The following is an 18,499-nucleotide window of genomic DNA, read 5'->3' on the forward strand; positions in this document are numbered from 1 at the left end:
AGGAGGAAGGTGCGGGCGTTAATGGGTGTAGGATGCCACGTTATCCGGGGTAACCGCCTCGTGCAACGAGATGTTCAGCCCGCTCGCGATGACATTAGCCACATCTTCAATGAATTCATCGATTTCTTTCGGGGTAACGATGAGATCATGTCCAAGCGGCTCGAGCACTTCTTTGACAAGACCCAGTCGCTCGCTTTCACTTAAGTCGTTCAGCATGCCCATAATCTGTTTCGTGGGTGCGTTCCCGTCGTCGCTCTCATCATTGAAGTGACTCTTCATCAAATCGAACACATTATTAACGATCGTGGACGCATAACACACCGTCGGTACGCCGATCGCGATGCAAGGTACGCCCAAAATTTCCTTGGTCAGTCCTCGACGCTTGTTGCCAATACCGGAACCGGGGTGGATGCCGATATCAGCGACCTGGATCGTCGTATTGACCCGTTCCAACGAACGTGATGCCAACGCGTCGATGGCGATGATCAGATCCGGTCGCGTCCGCTCAACGATCCCCTGCACCACCTCACTGGATTCAATGCCGGTGATTCCCAGCACGCCGGGCGCAATGGCGCTAACCTCTCGGTAACCCGGCGCCACTTGATCCGGCGTAAGCTCGAAGTAATGGCGAGTGACCATGACATTCTCCACCACCAGCGGCCCTAGCGCATCCGGAGTAACGTTCCAGTTGCCCAGTCCGACGATCAATGTCTTCGCCCCGGGACCCACCCCAATTTTATTTAAAAATGCGGTAAACTCCTTAGCAAATGCGGCGGCGACTTTCTCCTGCAGCTCGGTGTCCTGATTCCGGAGGCCGGGAACCTCCAACGTGACGTAATGTCCTTGGACTCGTCCGATTTGCCGCGAGGCCGCCTCGTTGGTCACATCCAGTCGGGTGATCTTGATTCCGTCCTGCTCCTCGACCTGCTCATTTAGCCCTGGAACCGGCCCGCCATGGGCTGTTTCCGCGATTTCCTTCGATTCAACGGCTAAGTCGGTGCGTACGGAATACTCCCGCAAATCTAAATTCATGCCATATGACCTCCATTTCCTCTGATTGCCTTTATTGTGCGGGAGAGGGAAAGCGTTTATACATGCCTTCGGTCAGGCGGTAAAACTTGCGCGAAATCGAGAGATTCAGTATGATGAATTTATTGCTTTTTACTATCTTGCGTGATAAAATATTTTAAGTTGTGAATCATCTGGGTTGATATATGCTTTACAGGAGGTGAATGCAATGCCTAACATTAAATCCGCAATCAAACGCGTGAAGACGAACGACAAACGCCGCGTACTGAACGCTTCGCAAAAATCCGCCCTGCGTACGGCTGTGAAAACTGCCGACACCGCTCTGGCGAACAACGAAGTAGAAGCAGCTAAAGCTGCTTTCGTGGCTGCAACCAAAAAATTGGACAAAGCTGTAACTAAAGGTTTGATCCACAAAAATGCAGCTGCCCGTAAGAAGTCCCGCTTGGCAAAAAAATTGAACGAACTTACGGCCCAAGCGTAAGCCTCGTTAATAATAATGAAGTTAGTCTTCAACTAAGCTCAAAAAGACCTGAACGATAAATCGTTCAGGTCTTTTTGGCTTTCTTTTGGATGGGGGCGGGCGATTGTCGCCTCTAGGCTCCCAGTTTTAGCAGGAACAACTCTAACCCCAGCACCTTGTCGATTTGTCCACTCTTCATCCGGTAATCCAACTCGGCCAACTCGGACAGGATGGTCCGCAGCCGTCCGGCTTCAAATTTACGGGCCTGATCGCCGGCCAGCTTCACGACGTACGGGTGCAAGCTCAGTTGCGAGGCGATCTGTTGCTGGGAGTAGCTCTGGCGTCCAAGTTCTTTCACCTGCAGCATGATCCGGAACTGTCGGGCGATCAACGCCGCGATCTTGATCGGCTCCTCGCGCTGCTTCAGCAGTTCGTAGAAGATGCCAAGCGCCTGTTCCAGCCGGATCGCAGCGATATGCTCCACCATTACGAATACATTTTGCTCCGTACTGCGGGCTACCAACTGCTCAACCGCCGCGGTATCGATCATACCTCCGACACCGGCGTACAAGCAGAGCTTGTCTGTTTCTGCAGCCAAGGCGGCCATCTGTACGCCGCTCGCCGCAATCAACGCCTCCGCCGCGTCGCGTCCGATCCGGCAGCCGCGTTTCTCCACCTCTTGCACGACCCACTGAACAAGCTCCCCGCCGCCCAGCGGCATAAAGGACAACGCCGTACCGGCTGCCTTGATCGCTTTGACGACCTTCTTCCGCTCGTCCAGCTTCTCGCCGTTCACCACAAACACGATCACACTATGCTCCGCAGGATTGCCGATATACGTCAGCAGCGTTTCTACCTTATGCTCGATTTTGCCGCCTTCCTTGCCGCCTGCTACAAGCAGGGCGGAGTCACGGACAACAATCAGCTTACGCTCCACGAGGAAAGGCATCGTCTCTGCCTCCTCGACCACCACTTCGATCGGGGTCTCCGCCAAATCAAAAGAGGCCAAAGCAAAGTCCTTTTGATCCCGATCCACAAGCTGCTCCTGGAGCAGGCCCACGAACTCTTGAATCTGGTATTTCTCCGTACCATAACAAACGTATAGCGGGGAGATCCGCCCCTGCTTAATGTCTTTCATCGCTTGCTTTGCGTCCATTCGGGTTCTCCCTTCCGTCTTCATTACCTCTATCCATCATACTTCGATTTCGGTCATTCGTCCAAACCCTGTTTGTCACGCCGATCGAAATAACGGTAGTTAGCTGCAGATCCGGCTGGATTGTATCGTAACGGAACGTACAGCCCTTATTTGCTCATTTCCCAACGATTTCCCGTTGTAACGGACTCCAGAGACCTTATTAGGCCATAATCATGTGGATTGTGCTGATTTCATCCGAGATAAGGTCTCCTGGTTCCGTTAGAAATCTGAGCTTCGGCAAAACAGACAAATAACGGCGCTGAGTTCCGTTAAATTGCTGAAAGTTAATGGAGCGCAGCGAATTGAGTCAGCTCGGAGCACCAAGAAGGTTGGATGAAGCTAGGGACGGAGTAGCAGAGCGTAGCCGTAGGCTACGTGAGCAACTGAAATGTTTCCGAAGGAAACATACTTCGGAAGCATCCGCCTGGCCCGGCTGAATTCAAGATTCGACGCCGAGAGGCCACCCATGAATTAACTTCGTGATCCCGAGATGATTTTTTAAACAACCGCTTAAAATGCAACAGAGGGACCTCTGCCTCTTGGCGAAAGATCCCTCTGTCCCGGAACATCTATATAAACGCGGGCCGAAAAGCTCTAGAAACTCTCCCGCCAGCGGTCATACGACGATCAGGGGTCCAAACCGCTATCTCTACTATACCTATAACCTATTCCATATCTCCTGAAAAGGTGCCTGCCGCATGTTCAGAAAACCGCCCAATTTTGTCCGTCCTCATTCGCGTCTAGGGCTGCGTTTCTTCCGCAGCGGCTGCGGCCGCCTTCTCGGCATCGATCGTACGAACCGCTGAAGTTCCGTCGATTTCTGTCTCGTACGTAAATACACGTCCGTCCTCCGACCAAGCGCCGTCAACCCAATTTCCGTCGATCGCCTCATCAGCTACCTGTTTCCGATCCTGGATGTCGAGACGGTAGACATACAGATGTCCGTCCTTCAATTCGGCTTCAAACTTCCCATCCGGCGAGGTCCAGCTATTAAAACTAGCGATGCCAAACTTTCCCATCGGATCTTCTAGGGTCAATTGCCGGTTAATAATCTCATCTTCAAGACCTTCCGGCGCTTTGGCATCGGCCGCAGAGTCCGAATTCCCAGCTTCGGGTGTAGTCGGATCCTGAGCAGGAACACGATCGCCCTGATTCGTTGGCACCGAATTGTCACTCGTCGGATCGCTCTTACCGGTATCCTGCTCGCTTGGAGCCTTGATGCCGGATTGCGAGTTCCCTGGTTCCGCTCCAGGAGTAACAGGAGCCATCAAATCTCCAGTATCGTTCTGGTCATCCGCACCACCGGAGTTCCCACCCGCGGTCGGGTTACCGTCCTCCTTAGGAACCGGTGCGTCCTGTTCCCCCATCTCAAGACTGCCTGCATTACTGCCGTCCTTGAACAGCTGTGCACTTCCCGCCGCATCGTCGGCCGAATTCGCAGCCGAGGAATTCTCGCTGGCTGATTCCGTGAGCGAGGTGTTCATAGCGATCTCGGCATCCGATACGGTACGTGGTTCATATTGATAAATGAACACACCCAGAATCAAAGCCGCTGCTACCCCCAGCGATCCGTACCGGTAGATCCGGCTCCGTCGCACACCTGCATCCGCATCCTGACGACGTGAACTGCGACGACTTAGCAGCGTACCGCCTTGGCCGGTCCCCGCCTCAACATGCACCGCCGTCATCGGCAAGACCGTCTCCTCGGCGGCGCTGCCTCCTTCAAGGCGAGCACGGTCGATTTCATCCAGCTGCGGCAGGATCGCATCCACAAGGCTATAGTTCGGAACCACCTTCGGCAGCTCCTCCAATTGCGCAGACAGCTTGTTCAACAGAGCAAACGTTTCAGCGCATTCCTCGCAATTACGAATATGCTCAAAGAGGAGAAAACTTTCCTCTTCGTTTAAATCATGGTCAAGATAACGATGCATCCATTCCACCGCCTCCGGGCACTTCATCCTGATACACCACCCTTCTGATAATCTTGGAGTAAATGCTGCAGCTGCTGTCTGGCCCTGAATAAGTAGGATTTCACCGTATTCAGCGGCAAATTCAAGCTGTCAGCGATTTCGTTATACGAAAAGTCCTGTAAATACCTCAGCACAACCACCGATCGATGGTGTTCCGGTAATTGCTCGATCGCGCTGCGAATGTCGTCGGCCAAATACCCCGACATGACCTCACGCTCCACGCTATCATTCCCCTGAAACACCATTTCGTGCTCCTCGATCGATACCGTTGGCTTATTTCTACGAAATTTGTCGATACAAATGTTGGTCACGATCCGTTGGACCCAAGTTTTGAACTGCGCTTTTTCCTCATAAGAATTGATTTTGGTATAAATGCGAATGAGAGCTTCTTGAGCAGCGTCGTGTGCATCCTGCTCATTGTTCAAAATATAGTAGGCCGTCCGGTACACGTGTTGTTCAATTTCTCGCAATAGGGTGATTAGAGCGTCGCGATCGCCCGTTTGAGCGGCTCTGATGAGTCCCTGCTCTACCACTAAGGCTCCCCCTTCCTTGCATCCTTACAGACGCTAACGTCCGACAAGATGTTGCAATGTTGTTACTATTTTTTATAAATAATTTGGAGTCCATCATCTGGAAAATACAAGCCTCTCTCGTACGGAATCCTTTCAATCTCACCTTAGAATACCAAAAAAAACAGGTCCCGTCATCCTGCCGAAATCAGGGAAGGGCCTAATTTTACGGGGTTTGAGGCAGCTTGTTCCTGACCTCGATCTTCCCCCTTCGTACTCTCATCTGAACTTCACCTTGCTTATCGGTCCGATAGAGTTGGATATTCTGCCCGTTTAAACGATCGACGACCGTGGGATGCGGATGCCCGTAGTTATTTGAGGCTCCAACCGAAATCAGCGCCGTGGCCGGTTGCCAATAGGCCAGCCATGCCGCGGAGGTAGATGTCTTGCTGCCATGATGGGCCACTTTCATAACATCAATCGAACCTCCTTGTGTATTCTGATCCAATCCAAGCATCTCCCGCTCCGCCGCCTCATCCATATCGCCCGTGAATAAAAAGGAAGCCCCGTCCATGTCCAACCGAAATACGATGGAGTGGTGGTTTTGCTCCTTCACGAAAGGAATCCGGCTTGACCCTTCCGTGCCTGTTAGCGGGTAAAGCACCTCTAAGCGAGTGACCTTATCTGGTTGTAAGTTCATGCCGCGACTTGCCGAATATACCGGAATCCGCCGGGTTATCGCCGTCTCCATCAAACTTGTCATCGTCTTCGACTCCGCCAGACTGCCGTTGATTAGCAGCGCTTCAACCGGGAACGAATCCAGCACGGCCTGCAGACCGCCGATATGATCCTGGTCCCCATGTGTCAAAATCACCGCGTCCAGGCGGTGAATCCCCCGTTTCTTGAGCAGTGGAACGACCGTCTTGGCCCCAACCTCAAAAGGTTCGCGGCGCTCTCGCCAAGCATCCTTCGCTTTGCGAAACGATACCGTGCCTCCGCCATCCACCAACACATGCTTACCGGAAGGCGTCGTAATCAAGGCGCAGTCGCCTTGACCAACATCAATAAACTCGATGTAGCCTGTACCTTTACTGTAGACTGGACTATAACCGGAGATCAGCAGCAGCACCAGACCCGCGGCTAAGGTTAAACGCAAGAGATCTACACGCCTAGCCCATACGCGCTCCTTCAGATGAGTGGATGGAGACGTGTCTACCACCGGCCTCAACGGTACCGTGTCGTCGTCTTGCCACTGGGAGACTAACGCTTCAGCAGCATGACGTTCGCGTCGTTTCCCCCAATACAGCAACAGGTAGCAACCAATATAGAAAGCCGCCACCCAGAGAAACGAAGGAGATTTCCAATAAGTCATGAAGCCGCTGCGTGCGCTCAGCCAGCTTGTCGCCTCGAACGTTGCCGTATTCAACCACCGCACCGGGAACGCCACCCATGAACCGATCCGAACCGACAGCCAGCCAAGCAGCAAGGCACCCGTTCCGAGCGGGAGCACCAGGGTGCCGATCACCGGTACAAGTAGGAGGTTAGCTAGGATCGACAACAGGGAAAACTGGTTGAAATAGACGATCGTCAGCGGAAAAGAGACCAGTTGAGCCACAAGCGTGATGGCTACGGCGCCCCTCATTTTGCTCGGTAACCACCGGAAGTACGGCAATAGCAGCGGCACAAATACGATCAATCCCGCCGTCACGGCAAACGAGAGCTGGAAGCTCACGTTCAGCAAATAGTACGGGTCCCAGATCAACATGAGCATGGCAACCGCCGCCAATACGTTTAGGCTGTCCTTCAGCAGCCCGCGCCTTAATAAATACAGCCCCAGCATCGTCATCAATCCGGACCGAATGACCGACGGTGAGAACCCGGTGATCAGCATATATGCCGGGACGAACGCTAACGCGACTGTGATCGCGCTCTCCCGCGTAACCCGACAAAGACGAAGGAATCCCATAATGAGCGCCACGTTAATCGCCACATGGCTACCTGAGATCGCCAGAATATGAGTTAACCCAAGCTGTGTAAACTCCGCGTATTTGTCTGGGTCTAGGTCATCCTGCAGGCCGATCAGCAGTCCCTTCATATATCCCGCCTGCCATTCGGGAAACAACCGTTCAATGCGATTGCCGAGGCGAGCGCGCAGCGTGTCAATAGATCCCATAGCAGCGGCAATCCCTCGGGTTGTCGGCCCCGCCTTCAAAGCGGAAGCGCCCGGCGCCTTAACCAACCAGTGAATCCGCTGCAGGTGTAAATACCGGCGGTAGTCAAACGCGCCGAAATTGCGTGCCGGTTGAGGTGCTTCGAGCGTTCCGTCAAGCGTCACCTGAAGGCCGCGCCGCCAAGAGGCTGCCATAGGCAGTTCTTTTTGGGACGCGAGCCTCACCTGAACGGCCATCTTTTCCCCGCCAGGGATTTCTTGGGTGACTAGCGTGCTTGATCCGACCGGCAGCAGCGAGATCCGGCTTGCTTTCAGCGTAAAGGCGGCGCGATCGCCGTCGACCTCCACCGCCGATACGATCGTTCCCTCCAGACGTACGGCTTGTCCGTTCGCGGGCAGCCTAATCCGGGTTTCATTTCCCGTTTCGTGATATAGCCAATAACCGCCCGCAAGCAAGAAAGCCAGCCAGACTAGAACCAGACTTCGCCAAGACGGTCGCCAGATCAAGGCGATGGCCGCGCATGTCAGCGATAATCCCAGTCCAAACAACCAAAACCGCCAGCCGGGATATCCCGCCGCCATAGCGCTGCCGGCCACCCACCCGCAGGCGATCGCGGTTAATGGTCTACGATTCATCGGAACCCCTCCTTATCAGCCACAACAAAAAAAGCACCTCACCCGCCCAAGGGCGAATGAGGTGCTTCCACATTCAAGTATGGTGTGAAATGTATTCGATTACTCTTCCACCTGCGCAATTGTCTCCTGCGGCGGATGATAACCTTCCAAACGGCGGAAGGTGATTCCTTTCTGCGCCATCATGGCGGTAACCTTGCCGGTATCCTTCGGATAGGACCGATGGAACACAATCTCCGTAATACCGCTATTGGCCAGCATGTTCGCGCAAGTCCAGCATGGCTCGTCCGTCACGTAAACGCTGGACCCTTCCCGATCGATCCGGTCCGTGAACAATAGCAAGTTCTGCTCGGCATGGATGGTGCGGACGCAGCGCTGCTTCTTCACCATTTTCTCCTGGCCGTTTTCTATTACGAGTTCATACTCTTCCGCAATCATACATCCGGCCTCCGAGCAATCCGGAACGCCGGAAGGGGCCCCGTTATAGGCCGTGCCCAGAAGCTTCTTACCTTGAACCAGCACGGCGCCGACATGACGTCGGTTGCAGCGCGACCGCGTCGACACCATATAAGCGATATCCATGAAATACGTATCCCAGTCTTTACGATTGTCCGGATTCATCCCATTATCACCCTCACAAGTCGTCATTCGATCACTTAGTCCTACAGCCCGATGTAAGGCTTCATTTTCTCCAGCATCTTGTCCCCGATTCCTTTGACCTGAGTCAAATCGTCGATGGCGGCAAAGGCGCCATGCGTTTTGCGATAATCGAGGATCGCCTGCGCCTTCTTCTCCCCGATCCCGGGGATCTCTTGCAGCTCAGCCAATCCGGCGCGATTGATGCTGATCTTCCCGGTATCGGCGGATTTACCGCCCCCGTCCGTCGGAGGCACGGCTGCGCTAACCCCTCCGGCCTCGCTACCTTGTGCAGCAGTCGCTCCGGTAGTGGACGCTGACGACGCCGAGCTGCCGCCAGCTGTCGCAGTTGGACTCTCGCTCACGTCCCCCGTGTTGCCCGCCGCAGCCGCAGCGCCAGAGTCCTTGCCTCCTGCGTCTGCCGCAGCCAATGCTGATTTCACCTCAGCATTAACCGGTGCCCAGCCCTCGATCCCGGCAGGCTCTCGGCCGCCCGTCGCTAGAAGCATTAAACCGGCGCCGATCACAGCTGAAGCGATCGCCGTCAATATAAGTTCCTTCCGCATAGGATCATCCACTCCCCTATCAAACCTCTTAAAAGAATCCACTTGTAGTCATGAAGATCCAATCAAGCTGCATACATATTTATACAGGTGAAGTAGAAACGGCAGAAGTAGGTTCATGCGAAAGTAAAACTGACCGTTTATGAAACAGGTATGAATGCGATCTACCTTATCGTTTTACCAAGACAGTGCGTTAAGCACGGAAAGGGGAAGCCGGATGAAAGTCGCCTTCATCGGAACCGGATCCATGGGAAGCCTGCTCATCGACGCTTTTTTGCGTTCCGGCGCGCTGCTCCCACCTAACATTTGTGCCAGCAACCGCTCTCCCTACAAAACCAAATGGTTGATTCAGCGCCATCCTGGTCTGCTGGCTTACAGCAACAACGCCGAAGCCGTGCAGGGAAGCAAAATCGTCTTCTTGTGCGTCAAACCCCTGGATTACCCCGAAGTGATCGCGGAAATCCGGGACGTGCTCGACGAGAAGCAAATCGTCGTGTCGATTACCAGCCCCGTCCAGATCGAAACATTGGAAGAAGCCCTTCCTTCAAAAATCGCCAAGATCATCCCCAGCATCACGCATTCTGTTCACAGCGGCGCTTCGCTCTGCATGTACGGCAAACGAATCCGTCCTGAAGACCGTTTGCTGCTGGAACAGCTGATGTCCTCGATCAGCACGCCGACTACCCTCCGAGAGAGTGAAACCCGGATCGCTTCCGATCTGTCGAGCTGCGGACCGGCTTTTGTCGCGTATATGTTGCAGCTTTGGGCGGAATCGGCCGCCGAACTGACGGGAATCGGTTACGCCGAGGCGATTGAGCTTGGCTCGGAAATGCTGCTTGGTACCGGCAAACTACTGACCGAAGGCGGTCTAAGTCCGGAGGAACTAATCGAGCGGGTTGCCGTTCCCGGTGGAGTTACCGCCGAAGGCATCAACGTGCTCGAATCCGGTCTGCGCGGTGTATTTACCCGCCTAATCGAAACGACACACCGCAAATACGACGAGGATATCAGTAAGCTGCACGCTCTCTTTCACGCGGGTACACCGGATATTTCTCCGCCAGCAGCTAACCCATCAACGGCGTACCCAGAAAGGGAAGGCCCCTAGCCGGCGTACCGCTGGCCACATCTGGGGGCCCCTCATTTCCTGAACTAACCGCCGACCTCATGGGCGAACCGATGATCTATCCAACGACGATATTAACCAATTTACCCGGTACGGCAACGACCTTGCGGATCGTCTTCCCAGCCACAGCCTGCTGCACGTTCGGCAGGCTTAAGCTGTGTTCCTGCATCGCCGCCTGATCCAAGTCCTTGGAAATCTTCGTGCGGTCGACGATTTTACCATTCACCTGCACTACGATTTCCACCTCGGCTTCAACCGTCCAAGCCTCGTCGTACGCTGGCCATGATTCATACGTAATCGTTTCGGTATGGCCAAGGCGTTCCCAAAGCTCTTCTGCCAAGTGCGGAGCCAGCGGGGACAGCAGCTGTACGAAGTTTTCCGCCGCCGCTTTCGGCACGGCGTCCGTTTTGTAGGCCTCGTTAACGAAGATCATCAACTGACTGATCGCCGTGTTGAAACGCAGGTTCTCGAAATCCTCCGTCACTTTCTTGATCGTTTTGTGCCAGGTGCGTTTGAATTCGTCGCTGCCCCCGTCCACCGTAATTTTCGAATTCAGGCTGCCGTCCTCGGCGACGAACAGACGCCAAACACGGGACAAGAAGCGGTGAATGCCATCCACGCCGCTAGCGTTCCAAGGTTTGGTCGCTTCCAGCGGTCCCATGAACATTTCATAGACACGCAGCGTGTCCGCGCCGAATTCGCCCACAATTTCGTCCGGGTTGATAACGTTGCCGCGAGATTTACTCATCTTCTCGTTGTTGGTGCCGAGAATCATCCCTTGGTTCACCAGCTTGTGGAACGGTTCCTTGGTCGAAACTACGCCAAGATCGTACAAGACTTTGTGCCAGAACCGAGCGTAGAGCAGGTGAAGCACCGCATGCTCGGCCCCGCCGATATAGAGGTCAACTGGTAGCCATTCCTGTTGCTTCTCTTTCGAGCACAGCTCCTTGTCGTTATGCGGATCGATGTAACGCAGATAATACCAGCAGCTACCGGCCCATTGCGGCATCGTGTTCGTCTCGCGGCGAGCCGGTTCCCCCGTTTCCGGATCAACCGTGTTCACCCACTCGGTGACGTTCGCGAGCGGCGACTCCCCGGTGCCTGACGGCTTGATCGCGTCGACATCCGGCAGGACAAGCGGCAGTTGATCCTCCGGTACCGGCTTCATCGTGCCATCCTCCAGATGCAGAATCGGGATCGGTTCGCCCCAATACCGCTGGCGGCTGAACAACCAGTCGCGCAAGCGATAAGTCACTTTGCCGCGGCCTTTGCCGTTCTCCTCCAACCAGGAGATCATCTTCTTGATTCCTACTTCTTTGCCCAGCCCGTTCAGGAAGCCGGAGTTCACATGAACGCCGTCACCCGTATATGCTTCCTTCGCCAGATCGCCGCCAGCAACCACTTCAATGATCGGCAGATCAAATTGCTTGGCGAATTCGTAATCGCGCTCGTCATGCCCCGGTACCGCCATAATGGCACCGGTCCCGTAACCCGCGAGCACGTAGTCGGCGATCCAGATTGGCAGCTTCGCACCGTTCACCGGGTTAATCGCATAGGCGCCGGTGAATACCCCGGTTTTCTCCTTGGCCAAGTCGGTGCGCTCCAAGTCGCTCTTGCGCGCAGCTTGGTCTTGGTAAGCCCGAACCGCTTCACGCTGGGCATCCGTCGTAATGGTTTGGACCAATTCATGCTCCGGCGCAAGCACCGCATACGTGGCCCCAAACAAGGTGTCCGGGCGCGTCGTGAAGACGGTAAGAACGTCGTTCTGGCCTTCAATTTCGAATACAACCTCGGCCCCTTCGGATTTCCCGATCCAGTTGCGCTGCATATCCTTGATGCTCTCCGACCAGTCCAGCTCCTCAAGGTCTTCAAGCAGCCGCTCTGCGTATTCGGTAATCTTCAACACCCATTGGCGCATCGGTTTGCGAATCACCGGATGGCCGCCGCGCTCGCTCTTGCCGTCAATGACCTCTTCATTCGCCAAGACCGTTCCCAGTGCCGGGCACCAGTTCACCGGAACTTCGGCTACATAGGCCAACCCTTTCTTATACAGCTGGATAAAAATCCATTGCGTCCATTTGAAATAATCCGGATCGGTCGTGCTGATCTCGCGGTCCCAATCGTAGGAGAAACCCAGCGATTTAATTTGGCGCCGGAAATTGTTGATATTCTTAACCGTAATTTCCCGCGGATGCTCGCCTGTATCGAGCGCATGCTGCTCCGCCGGCAGTCCGAAGGCATCCCAGCCCATCGGATGGAGTACATTGTAGCCGCGCATCCGTTTAAAGCGGGAGACGATATCCGTGGCCGTGTACCCTTCCGGATGACCAACGTGAAGGCCTGCCCCTGATGGATAAGGGAACATGTCAAGCGCATAAAACTTCGGTTTGCCCGACTCTTCCCGTGTTTTGAAAGTGTGATGCTGATCCCAGTAAGCCTGCCATTTCGGTTCGATGGCCTGGGCCCGGTAAACGTCATGGGGCACGTTGTGGTCCGCCATAATTCAAAATCCTCCTTGAAATAACAATTTAAGTATGGGGTCAAAAGCTGACCTCCAGCTACAAAAAAACCTCCCGACCCGTAGCGTATAATCGCTAGGGACGAGAGGAAATTTCCCGTGGTACCACCCTAGTTAGCATCGGACATGCTTTGTCCTAGCTCCCTTTGGACCCTTAACGCGGGCAAAACGATGATGATTTGCGCATCATAACTCCAAGGCGAGTTCGTCTGCATTCCCCAACCGGCTTGCACCAAACGCCGGCTCTCTGGATGGCGAATTCAAATTACTATTCCTCTTCAAAGTTCCACATTATAGAATTGGATTATCAATCATTATATAAAATAATGCCATGGATCGTCAATGTCGGAACGAGTGCCTTGTGTTCGCAATTTTTTCACTTGAAAACCTCTTTACAGTTTTACTCAAGAGAGTATAATTTATTAATGTTTCCCCCGTATAAATGAATACTACAACCGACGAGACGTGGCTCAGCTTGGTAGAGCGCTTGCTTCGGGAGCAAGAGGTCGCAGGTTCAAATCCTGTCGTCTCGATTCTTATTTAAGAATATAGGTCTTTGAATTCATAGACAACAACCTTTTGGATGTTCAATCCAGAAGGTTGTTGTTTTTCTATTGTGATCTTCCGGACGACTAACTCAAGTAACGAGTTCGGATAACCCCCATGTGATGAAGCTCGTGTCCTGCGATGCCGTAAGCGAGCGCACGCACCGAAATGCTTACGCTGTTGGCTGTGCCCTTGCGGGACCATGCCTCCGTCGGTAACCCCCGCAGCAGTGTGACCGTCGATTTCCGTACCGCCCGGTAGTCTTCGGCCAATTGCGCCGTTGTCCAACTTCCGAAAGGAGGAATGAACAATTCCTGGTCGAAACCGGGTAAAGGCGTCTGATCCCCTCTTGCAAATCGGAGCAGGCGGTAGCTCATGACGCGTTCACTGTCAGCGATGTGGCCCACGACTTCTTTCAGCATCCATTTTCCATCCGCATACCGATAGGCGCTCTGGCTTTCGGTCAACGATGCCAGGAGCTCGGTCATATGCTTTTCCTGAGCGAGCAGAATGTCAATGATGTTGCCTTCCGGCACCAAACGGATATACGTGCCTGCGTCCCCAGCATATTCTTCTTCTGACGGTCTTTGGTTCATGTATAATCACCTTTCTATGAAGTTATAGAAAACAATATCTCTTCCCCATGCTCTACCGCAATTTTTTAGCGAAAATCGTACCTTCGGCATGTCTATTCAATTCGCGAAAGAATAGAACTCTCCTTTCAACGTGGTCTTGTTGAACCCGAACTTTCTTACAACAGCATTAATACCGATATGTCCGTCCTCGATCTCCTGCACAATGGCCAACTTCTCTACGTCGGTAAGCTCTTTAATGGGCATGAAAAATGCTCCCCCTCACAGTAAACAAGTTTTATTATTTCACCTGTCTACCGTAGGGGGAGCATATCAGCTTCTGTTTGATTATGATATTTTCAGCTCCGCCTTCGCTTGCAGACGTCCCCGCTCCTTGATCGGAAGCGGCAGTCCCAGCTTCAGCAGCTCAGCGTAGATCCAATCCGCATGATAAGCATAAACAATTTCGATGTTATGACGTTGTTCTTCACTATGATAACCCGCCGCCAGCGATTCAACCTGCTCGTTATCGCTCTCAAGCAGCAGCAGTCGATGCTCGTTAATCAGTTGCTGCAAAATGACCAAATGCTCATAAATATGGCGATAAGATTCAATCTCCTCGCCGATACGATCCATCGATTCGCTCAGGTTTCGCGTCAAATGAAACTCTTCTTTGCACAGTTGATAATATTTCACCAAGCAATCCAGCTCTGCACGAAAACTCTTCAAATTGACGGCTTCCCTGCAGGTCGTGATCTGCCCGAACAAATCGGCCATCCGTTTGGCGACGGCTTTACGCGCTTTTTCCAGATCAGCTTCATGTTTAGGCGGGAAGACTACCAAGTTAACGATAACGGCAACGGCAATCCCGATCAGCGTGTCCGTGATCCGATTAATCCCATAAAAAATTGGACTTTCACCCGGCTGAAGGTTAAGCATGATCGCTAAAAATACGATACACCCGATGGAGATCGACTTGTTCCATTTCAGCAAATTGCAGACATAGATCACGACGATGACCCCCAATGCGCAATACACCGCATTTCCCGGTTCGATCATGGCGAAACCCGCACCCACGATCGCCCCAACGAAGGTTCCCATCGTCCGGTGTTTCCCGGCCGTAAACGAGTTGGTGACCGAATTCTCCATTGAAATGATCGTTGCAATCGCGGCATAGAAAGGATACTCCAGGCGCATCAACGCCGCAATGATCACACATAAACAGATCGCTAGCCCCGTCTTGATATTGCGCAAACCGATCGTCCATTTCAACTTTATCACCCCCCCAATCTAGCTCCGACCGTATTATATAGAATGTGTTCCATCTGCCTCAACCTAATTAAACATCACAGATCGGCTATTTTCGCCGCAAATCGTGACGTTTTCATGAAACTTTCTTGGAAACGATCGTTTCTCAACACCTAGTTGTCATTATCTGGATCTCCGTGTATAGTAATCATGACAATTCCAAACGAATCAACACTAGGGGTGCCGTAAGGCTGAGACGAATCGGAAGATTCGGACCCTTTGAACCTGAATGGGGTAATACCTGCGTAGGGAAGTGGAGAGTTCAGTGTACATGACCGGATATCGTCCTATAGGGCCTATTTATTCCGATTCTGAACCTAGCCCCCTCTTCGCAGAGGGGGCTTTTTTGCATTTCATTCCACACTTGAAGGAGGTACCTATGCCGAATCGAAATTCCGCGCAGAATGCGCCTGAACTCCATCTGATCTCTACCTCTCCCATAGACATTCCTAAACTCCTTAGTGTATCGCTGGCGGCCCTTCCTTATCTGGATTACATTCATGTGCGGGATAAGCAACTCACCGCCAAAGGCCAACTGGAAGTCCTTCAAAGGATGTTGGAATCTGGCATCCCGCTGGGCAAAATCGTTGTGAACGACCGACTGGACGTCGCGTTGGCCACCCGAGCTGCTAACCTTCACTTAGCCGGACACAGCCTCTCTCTTGGCTCCGCCCGTCCGCTAGCCAGCGGGATGCGGTTGGGCAGGTCTATTCATTCGGCGGAAGAAGCGGTTCAGGCCGCCGCAGATGGGGCGGATTATTGCTTATTCGGACATGTGTACGATACAGCCAGCAAACCGGGACTTCCCGGCAGGGGGCTCGCCGCGTTGACGGCCACTGCTAAGGCTTGCCCGTTTCCAGTCATCGCTATTGGAGGCATCCGTCCGGATCAAGCCGGAGAGATCATCCGCTGCGGCGCTCGGGGTATTGCGATCATGACCGGTCTATTTCATGCACCGGCCCCGGCGGAAGAAGCCCAATCCTACCGCTTATCGATGCAGGCCGCTTGGAAAGGAGGTGAACCACGTGCAGGTTCGTCTTAATGGGAAAGAGACGATATTAAACGAAGGCTGCATCACACTTGCAGATCTATTAGCAGAGCCTCCATGGAGGGACCGAAAGCTGCTGATAGAACTGAACGGTACGGTCGTGAAAAAGGAAGACTATCCCGTTATCCCGTTATCTGAAGGGGACCAAATTGAGCTTGTCCATTTCGTAGGAGGAGGTTGATCCACATGCAGGACTTATTCCATATTGGCGGCAAGGCCTTGTCCAGCCGTTTATTTATCGGTTCCGGCAAGTATAACCGGAACAGCTTAATTCCCGAAGTCATCGAACGTTCGGGAGCCGCGGTCATCACCGTGGCTTTGAGAAGGGTGAACCCCGATTGGGAAGAGGAAAATTTGCTGCATCATATCCCTTCGCACATGACGCTGTTGCCGAACACCTCCGGCGCCCGGAACGCGGAAGAAGCCATCCGAATTGCCAGATTGGCCAGGGCAGCGGAGATGGGCAATTGGATCAAGCTGGAGGTCATCCAGGATCAGCGTTATCAGTTGCCCGACAACCTGGAAACGATCAAAGCGACCGAGGTGTTGGCGGCGGAAGGGTTCGTTGTCCTTCCCTACATGAGTCCGGATTTGTCAGCAGCGCTCCGGTTAAGGGATGCGGGAGCCGCTGCCGTCATGCCGCTCGGTTCACCGATCGGCAGCAACCGCGGTTTGCGGACGAAGGAGCTGATCCAAATCCTCATCGAAGAAGCGAGACTGCCGGTCATTGTAGACGCCGGCATCGGCAAACCTTCTGAAGCCGCGGAAGCGATGGAAATGGGGGCGGCAGCGGTCCTCTTGAACACGGCGATTGCGACCGCCCGAGATCCGCTAGGTATGGCCGAAGCCTTCCGCGGAGCCGTAGCTGCGGGCCGATTAGCCCATTTGGCAGGACTGGGGCCGGTTGAACCAAACGCAGTTGCCTCCTCCCCGCTAACCGGGTTTCTGGATGCAGTGGGGGCCGAGGCATGAGCTTTTATGACATCCTGCAGGCATGGGAATCATTCCCCTTTTCACAGCGACTACAGGGTTACAGCGACGTGGATGTACGGCGGGCACTAGGCAAATCCAAGCTCGATGCGGAGGATCTACTCGCCTTACTGTCGCCTGCGGCCGGAAGACATCTGGAGGAAATGGCACAACGAGCCCGGCAGATCACCCAAAACCAGTTTGGGAACGTGATCCAGTTGTTTACGCCGATGTATGTGTCCGATTATTGCGTGAACCACTGCGAGTATTGCAGCTTTAGTTCGATCTATGATTTTCCGCGAAAGAAGCTGGATATGCGAGAGGTCGATCGGGAAGCCGCCGCGATTGCCGCAACCGGCATCCGCCATATCCTGCTGTTGACCGGAGAATCTCGCAAGGATTCCCCCGTCGATTACCTGAAAGCATGCGTTAAGGTTCTGCGCGAGCATTTTACCTCGATTGGTATTGAAGTGAACCCGATGTCTGTCAGCGAATACGAAGAACTAGCAATAGCAGGTGTAGATAGCCTAACGGTATTTCAGGAAGTATACCACCGCGAAACCTATGCCAAACTCCATGTGAAAGGCCCCAAACGCAATTATCGGAATCGGCTTGAGGCCCCGGAGCGCGGCTGCGCCGCAGGCTACCGATCCGTAAATATCGGCGCATTACTCGGCTTATATGATTGGAGACAGGAAGCGGTTATCGCAGCCTTGCACGCCGATTACTTACAAACCAACTATCCGAGTTGTGAGATCAGCTTGTCAATTCCCCGGTTCCGCCCCTTCCTGGGAGAATACCAACCAGATTCAGATGTGACCGATCGGGCGTTAGTGCAAGTCCTGCTTGCCTACCGTCTGTTTCTACCGCGGGCAGGAATCACTTTGTCCACCCGGGAGCCTGCCCGATTACGCGACAAGTTGGTTCATCTCGGAGTTACCAAAATGTCAGCCGGGGTATCCACGGCGGTTGGTGGTCACTCCCAAGACGGAGGAACCCCGCAATTTGATATTTCCGATGAACGCAGCGTCTCCGAGATCCGAGAGATGCTTTATCAGAATGGACTGCAGCCGGTGTTTAAGGATTGGGACATCTTAATCCCAAATTGATGCCTGGAGCCTAAATCATTGGGGGAAGTGCCCTTGATTGAAAAAGAATCGGCCTGGTGGGTTTATACCGGGCCGATTCTTTTCAAGATTGCGGATCCTGTGCTGTCACCGGCGAAAATGTTGCAATTTGTGCAACATTTC

At 53.5% G+C, this 18,499-nt stretch carries 17 protein-coding genes, 1 tRNA gene, 1 riboswitch and 1 other annotated feature; of the genes, 7 read left to right on the plus strand and 11 right to left on the minus strand.

The window, feature by feature from the left end; translation table 11 throughout:
• Nucleotides 1-18: 18 nt before the first annotated feature.
• The gene (gpr, locus tag M0651_RS12140) at nt 19-1,032 is read right to left on the minus strand and encodes a GPR endopeptidase (protein ID WP_248552003.1); all 1,014 of its coding nucleotides are present in this window, start codon (nt 1,030-1,032) and stop codon (nt 19-21) included.
• A gap of 205 nt (nt 1,033-1,237) precedes the next feature.
• Between gpr and rpsT the strand changes: the two genes are divergently transcribed.
• The gene (rpsT, locus tag M0651_RS12145; protein WP_248552004.1) at nt 1,238-1,510 is read left to right on the plus strand and encodes a 30S ribosomal protein S20; all 273 of its coding nucleotides are present in this window, start codon (nt 1,238-1,240) and stop codon (nt 1,508-1,510) included.
• A gap of 112 nt (nt 1,511-1,622) precedes the next feature.
• Here the strand turns inward: rpsT and holA are convergent, their stop codons facing one another.
• The 6 genes from holA to M0651_RS12175 all read right to left on the minus strand — a co-directional run bounded on the left by holA (nt 1,623) and on the right by M0651_RS12175 (nt 9,168).
• Complete coding sequence (gene holA / locus M0651_RS12150) at nt 1,623-2,645, minus strand: DNA polymerase III subunit delta (protein ID WP_248552005.1); 1,023 nt, start codon at nt 2,643-2,645, stop codon at nt 1,623-1,625.
• Nucleotides 2,646-3,424: 779 nt separating this feature from the next.
• On the minus strand, nt 3,425-4,642 hold the full coding sequence (locus M0651_RS12155) for an anti-sigma factor family protein (protein WP_248552006.1): 1,218 nt from the start codon (nt 4,640-4,642) through the stop codon (nt 3,425-3,427).
• Nucleotides 4,639-5,187 carry an RNA polymerase sigma factor gene (locus M0651_RS12160; RefSeq protein WP_248552007.1) on the minus strand — a complete coding sequence of 183 codons (549 nt, stop codon included), beginning with the start codon at nt 5,185-5,187 and terminating at the stop codon, nt 4,639-4,641. The genes M0651_RS12155 and M0651_RS12160 overlap by 4 nt, the downstream gene beginning before the upstream one ends.
• 202 nt (nt 5,188-5,389) lie before the next feature.
• Nucleotides 5,390-7,969: a DNA internalization-related competence protein ComEC/Rec2 gene (locus M0651_RS12165; RefSeq protein WP_248552008.1), complete on the minus strand. Its 2,580-nt coding sequence runs from the start codon at nt 7,967-7,969 to the stop codon at nt 5,390-5,392.
• Nucleotides 7,970-8,068: 99 nt separating this feature from the next.
• Nucleotides 8,069-8,587 carry a deoxycytidylate deaminase gene (locus M0651_RS12170; RefSeq protein ID WP_248552009.1) on the minus strand — a complete coding sequence of 173 codons (519 nt, stop codon included), beginning with the start codon at nt 8,585-8,587 and terminating at the stop codon, nt 8,069-8,071.
• Between the two features lie 41 nt (nt 8,588-8,628).
• Entirely contained in the window at nt 8,629-9,168 is a 540-nt protein-coding gene (locus M0651_RS12175) for a ComEA family DNA-binding protein (RefSeq protein WP_248552010.1), read from the minus strand.
• A gap of 214 nt (nt 9,169-9,382) precedes the next feature.
• Here M0651_RS12175 and comER point away from each other — a divergent pair, with 214 nt between their 5' ends.
• The gene (gene comER / locus M0651_RS12180) at nt 9,383-10,270 is read left to right on the plus strand and encodes a late competence protein ComER (protein ID WP_248552011.1); all 888 of its coding nucleotides are present in this window, start codon (nt 9,383-9,385) and stop codon (nt 10,268-10,270) included.
• Between the two features lie 76 nt (nt 10,271-10,346).
• Here comER and leuS read toward each other — a convergent pair whose 3' ends face one another.
• A complete protein-coding gene (gene leuS / locus M0651_RS12185) occupies nt 10,347-12,788 on the minus strand; it encodes a leucine--tRNA ligase (protein ID WP_248552012.1) in 2,442 nt (813 codons plus the stop codon).
• 93 nt (nt 12,789-12,881) lie between these two features.
• Nucleotides 12,882-13,097: a binding site (T-box leader), on the minus strand.
• 168 nt (nt 13,098-13,265) lie between these two features.
• Here leuS and M0651_RS12190 point away from each other — a divergent pair.
• Nucleotides 13,266-13,339, plus strand: a tRNA-Pro gene (locus tag M0651_RS12190).
• Nucleotides 13,340-13,438: 99 nt separating this feature from the next.
• On the opposite strand, the gene M0651_RS12195 is transcribed toward M0651_RS12190, so the two are convergent.
• The 3 genes from M0651_RS12195 to M0651_RS12205 form a co-directional block, all read right to left on the minus strand.
• Nucleotides 13,439-13,948, minus strand: a complete 510-nt coding sequence (locus M0651_RS12195; protein WP_248552013.1) for a DinB family protein — start codon at nt 13,946-13,948, stop codon at nt 13,439-13,441.
• Between the two features lie 96 nt (nt 13,949-14,044).
• The gene (locus M0651_RS12200; protein ID WP_248552014.1) at nt 14,045-14,191 is read right to left on the minus strand and encodes a hypothetical protein; all 147 of its coding nucleotides are present in this window, start codon (nt 14,189-14,191) and stop codon (nt 14,045-14,047) included.
• A gap of 81 nt (nt 14,192-14,272) precedes the next feature.
• Nucleotides 14,273-15,196 (minus strand): FUSC family protein, encoded by a 924-nt coding sequence (locus tag M0651_RS12205; protein WP_248552015.1) that lies wholly within the window; start codon nt 15,194-15,196, stop codon nt 14,273-14,275.
• A gap of 202 nt (nt 15,197-15,398) precedes the next feature.
• Nucleotides 15,399-15,501, plus strand: a riboswitch (TPP riboswitch).
• 110 nt (nt 15,502-15,611) lie between these two features.
• Between M0651_RS12205 and M0651_RS12210 the strand changes: the two genes are divergently transcribed.
• The 4 genes from M0651_RS12210 to thiH are packed head-to-tail and all read left to right on the plus strand — an operon-like array spanning nt 15,612 to nt 18,358.
• Nucleotides 15,612-16,274: a thiamine phosphate synthase gene (locus M0651_RS12210; RefSeq protein ID WP_248552016.1), complete on the plus strand. Its 663-nt coding sequence runs from the start codon at nt 15,612-15,614 to the stop codon at nt 16,272-16,274.
• On the plus strand, nt 16,258-16,461 hold the full coding sequence (thiS, locus tag M0651_RS12215; RefSeq protein WP_248552017.1) for a sulfur carrier protein ThiS: 204 nt from the start codon (nt 16,258-16,260) through the stop codon (nt 16,459-16,461). Before M0651_RS12210 ends, thiS begins: the two co-directional genes overlap by 17 nt.
• Before the next feature lie 5 nt (nt 16,462-16,466).
• Nucleotides 16,467-17,252, plus strand: coding sequence for a thiazole synthase (locus tag M0651_RS12220; protein ID WP_248552018.1), 786 nt, complete (start codon nt 16,467-16,469; stop codon nt 17,250-17,252).
• A complete protein-coding gene (gene thiH / locus M0651_RS12225; RefSeq protein ID WP_248552019.1) occupies nt 17,249-18,358 on the plus strand; it encodes a 2-iminoacetate synthase ThiH in 1,110 nt (369 codons plus the stop codon). Before M0651_RS12220 ends, thiH begins: the two co-directional genes overlap by 4 nt.
• Nucleotides 18,359-18,499: the final 141 nt, after the last annotated feature.

This window comes from Paenibacillus mellifer (assembly GCF_023195895.1).
GTDB lineage: Bacteria > Bacillota > Bacilli > Paenibacillales > Paenibacillaceae > Fontibacillus > Fontibacillus mellifer.

Excerpts from the sequence above, each read along its gene's own strand:
- gpr (WP_248552003.1), bottom strand. The coding sequence starts at position 1,032 with ATGAATTTAGATTTGCGGGAGTATTCCGTACGCACCGACTTAGCCGTT.
- rpsT (WP_248552004.1), top strand. The coding sequence starts at position 1,238 with ATGCCTAACATTAAATCCGCAATCAAACGCGTGAAGACGAACGACAAA.
- holA (WP_248552005.1), bottom strand. The coding sequence starts at position 2,645 with ATGGACGCAAAGCAAGCGATGAAAGACATTAAGCAGGGGCGGATCTCC.
- M0651_RS12155 (WP_248552006.1), bottom strand. The coding sequence starts at position 4,642 with ATGAAGTGCCCGGAGGCGGTGGAATGGATGCATCGTTATCTTGACCAT.
- M0651_RS12165 (WP_248552008.1), bottom strand. The coding sequence starts at position 7,969 with ATGAATCGTAGACCATTAACCGCGATCGCCTGCGGGTGGGTGGCCGGC.
- M0651_RS12170 (WP_248552009.1), bottom strand. The coding sequence starts at position 8,587 with ATGAATCCGGACAATCGTAAAGACTGGGATACGTATTTCATGGATATC.
- M0651_RS12175 (WP_248552010.1), bottom strand. The coding sequence starts at position 9,168 with ATGCGGAAGGAACTTATATTGACGGCGATCGCTTCAGCTGTGATCGGC.
- comER (WP_248552011.1), top strand. The coding sequence starts at position 9,383 with ATGAAAGTCGCCTTCATCGGAACCGGATCCATGGGAAGCCTGCTCATC.
- leuS (WP_248552012.1), bottom strand. The coding sequence starts at position 12,788 with ATGGCGGACCACAACGTGCCCCATGACGTTTACCGGGCCCAGGCCATC.
- M0651_RS12195 (WP_248552013.1), bottom strand. The coding sequence starts at position 13,948 with ATGAACCAAAGACCGTCAGAAGAAGAATATGCTGGGGACGCAGGCACG.
- M0651_RS12200 (WP_248552014.1), bottom strand. The coding sequence starts at position 14,191 with ATGCCCATTAAAGAGCTTACCGACGTAGAGAAGTTGGCCATTGTGCAG.
- M0651_RS12210 (WP_248552016.1), top strand. The coding sequence starts at position 15,612 with ATGCCGAATCGAAATTCCGCGCAGAATGCGCCTGAACTCCATCTGATC.
- M0651_RS12220 (WP_248552018.1), top strand. The coding sequence starts at position 16,467 with ATGCAGGACTTATTCCATATTGGCGGCAAGGCCTTGTCCAGCCGTTTA.
- thiH (WP_248552019.1), top strand. The coding sequence starts at position 17,249 with ATGAGCTTTTATGACATCCTGCAGGCATGGGAATCATTCCCCTTTTCA.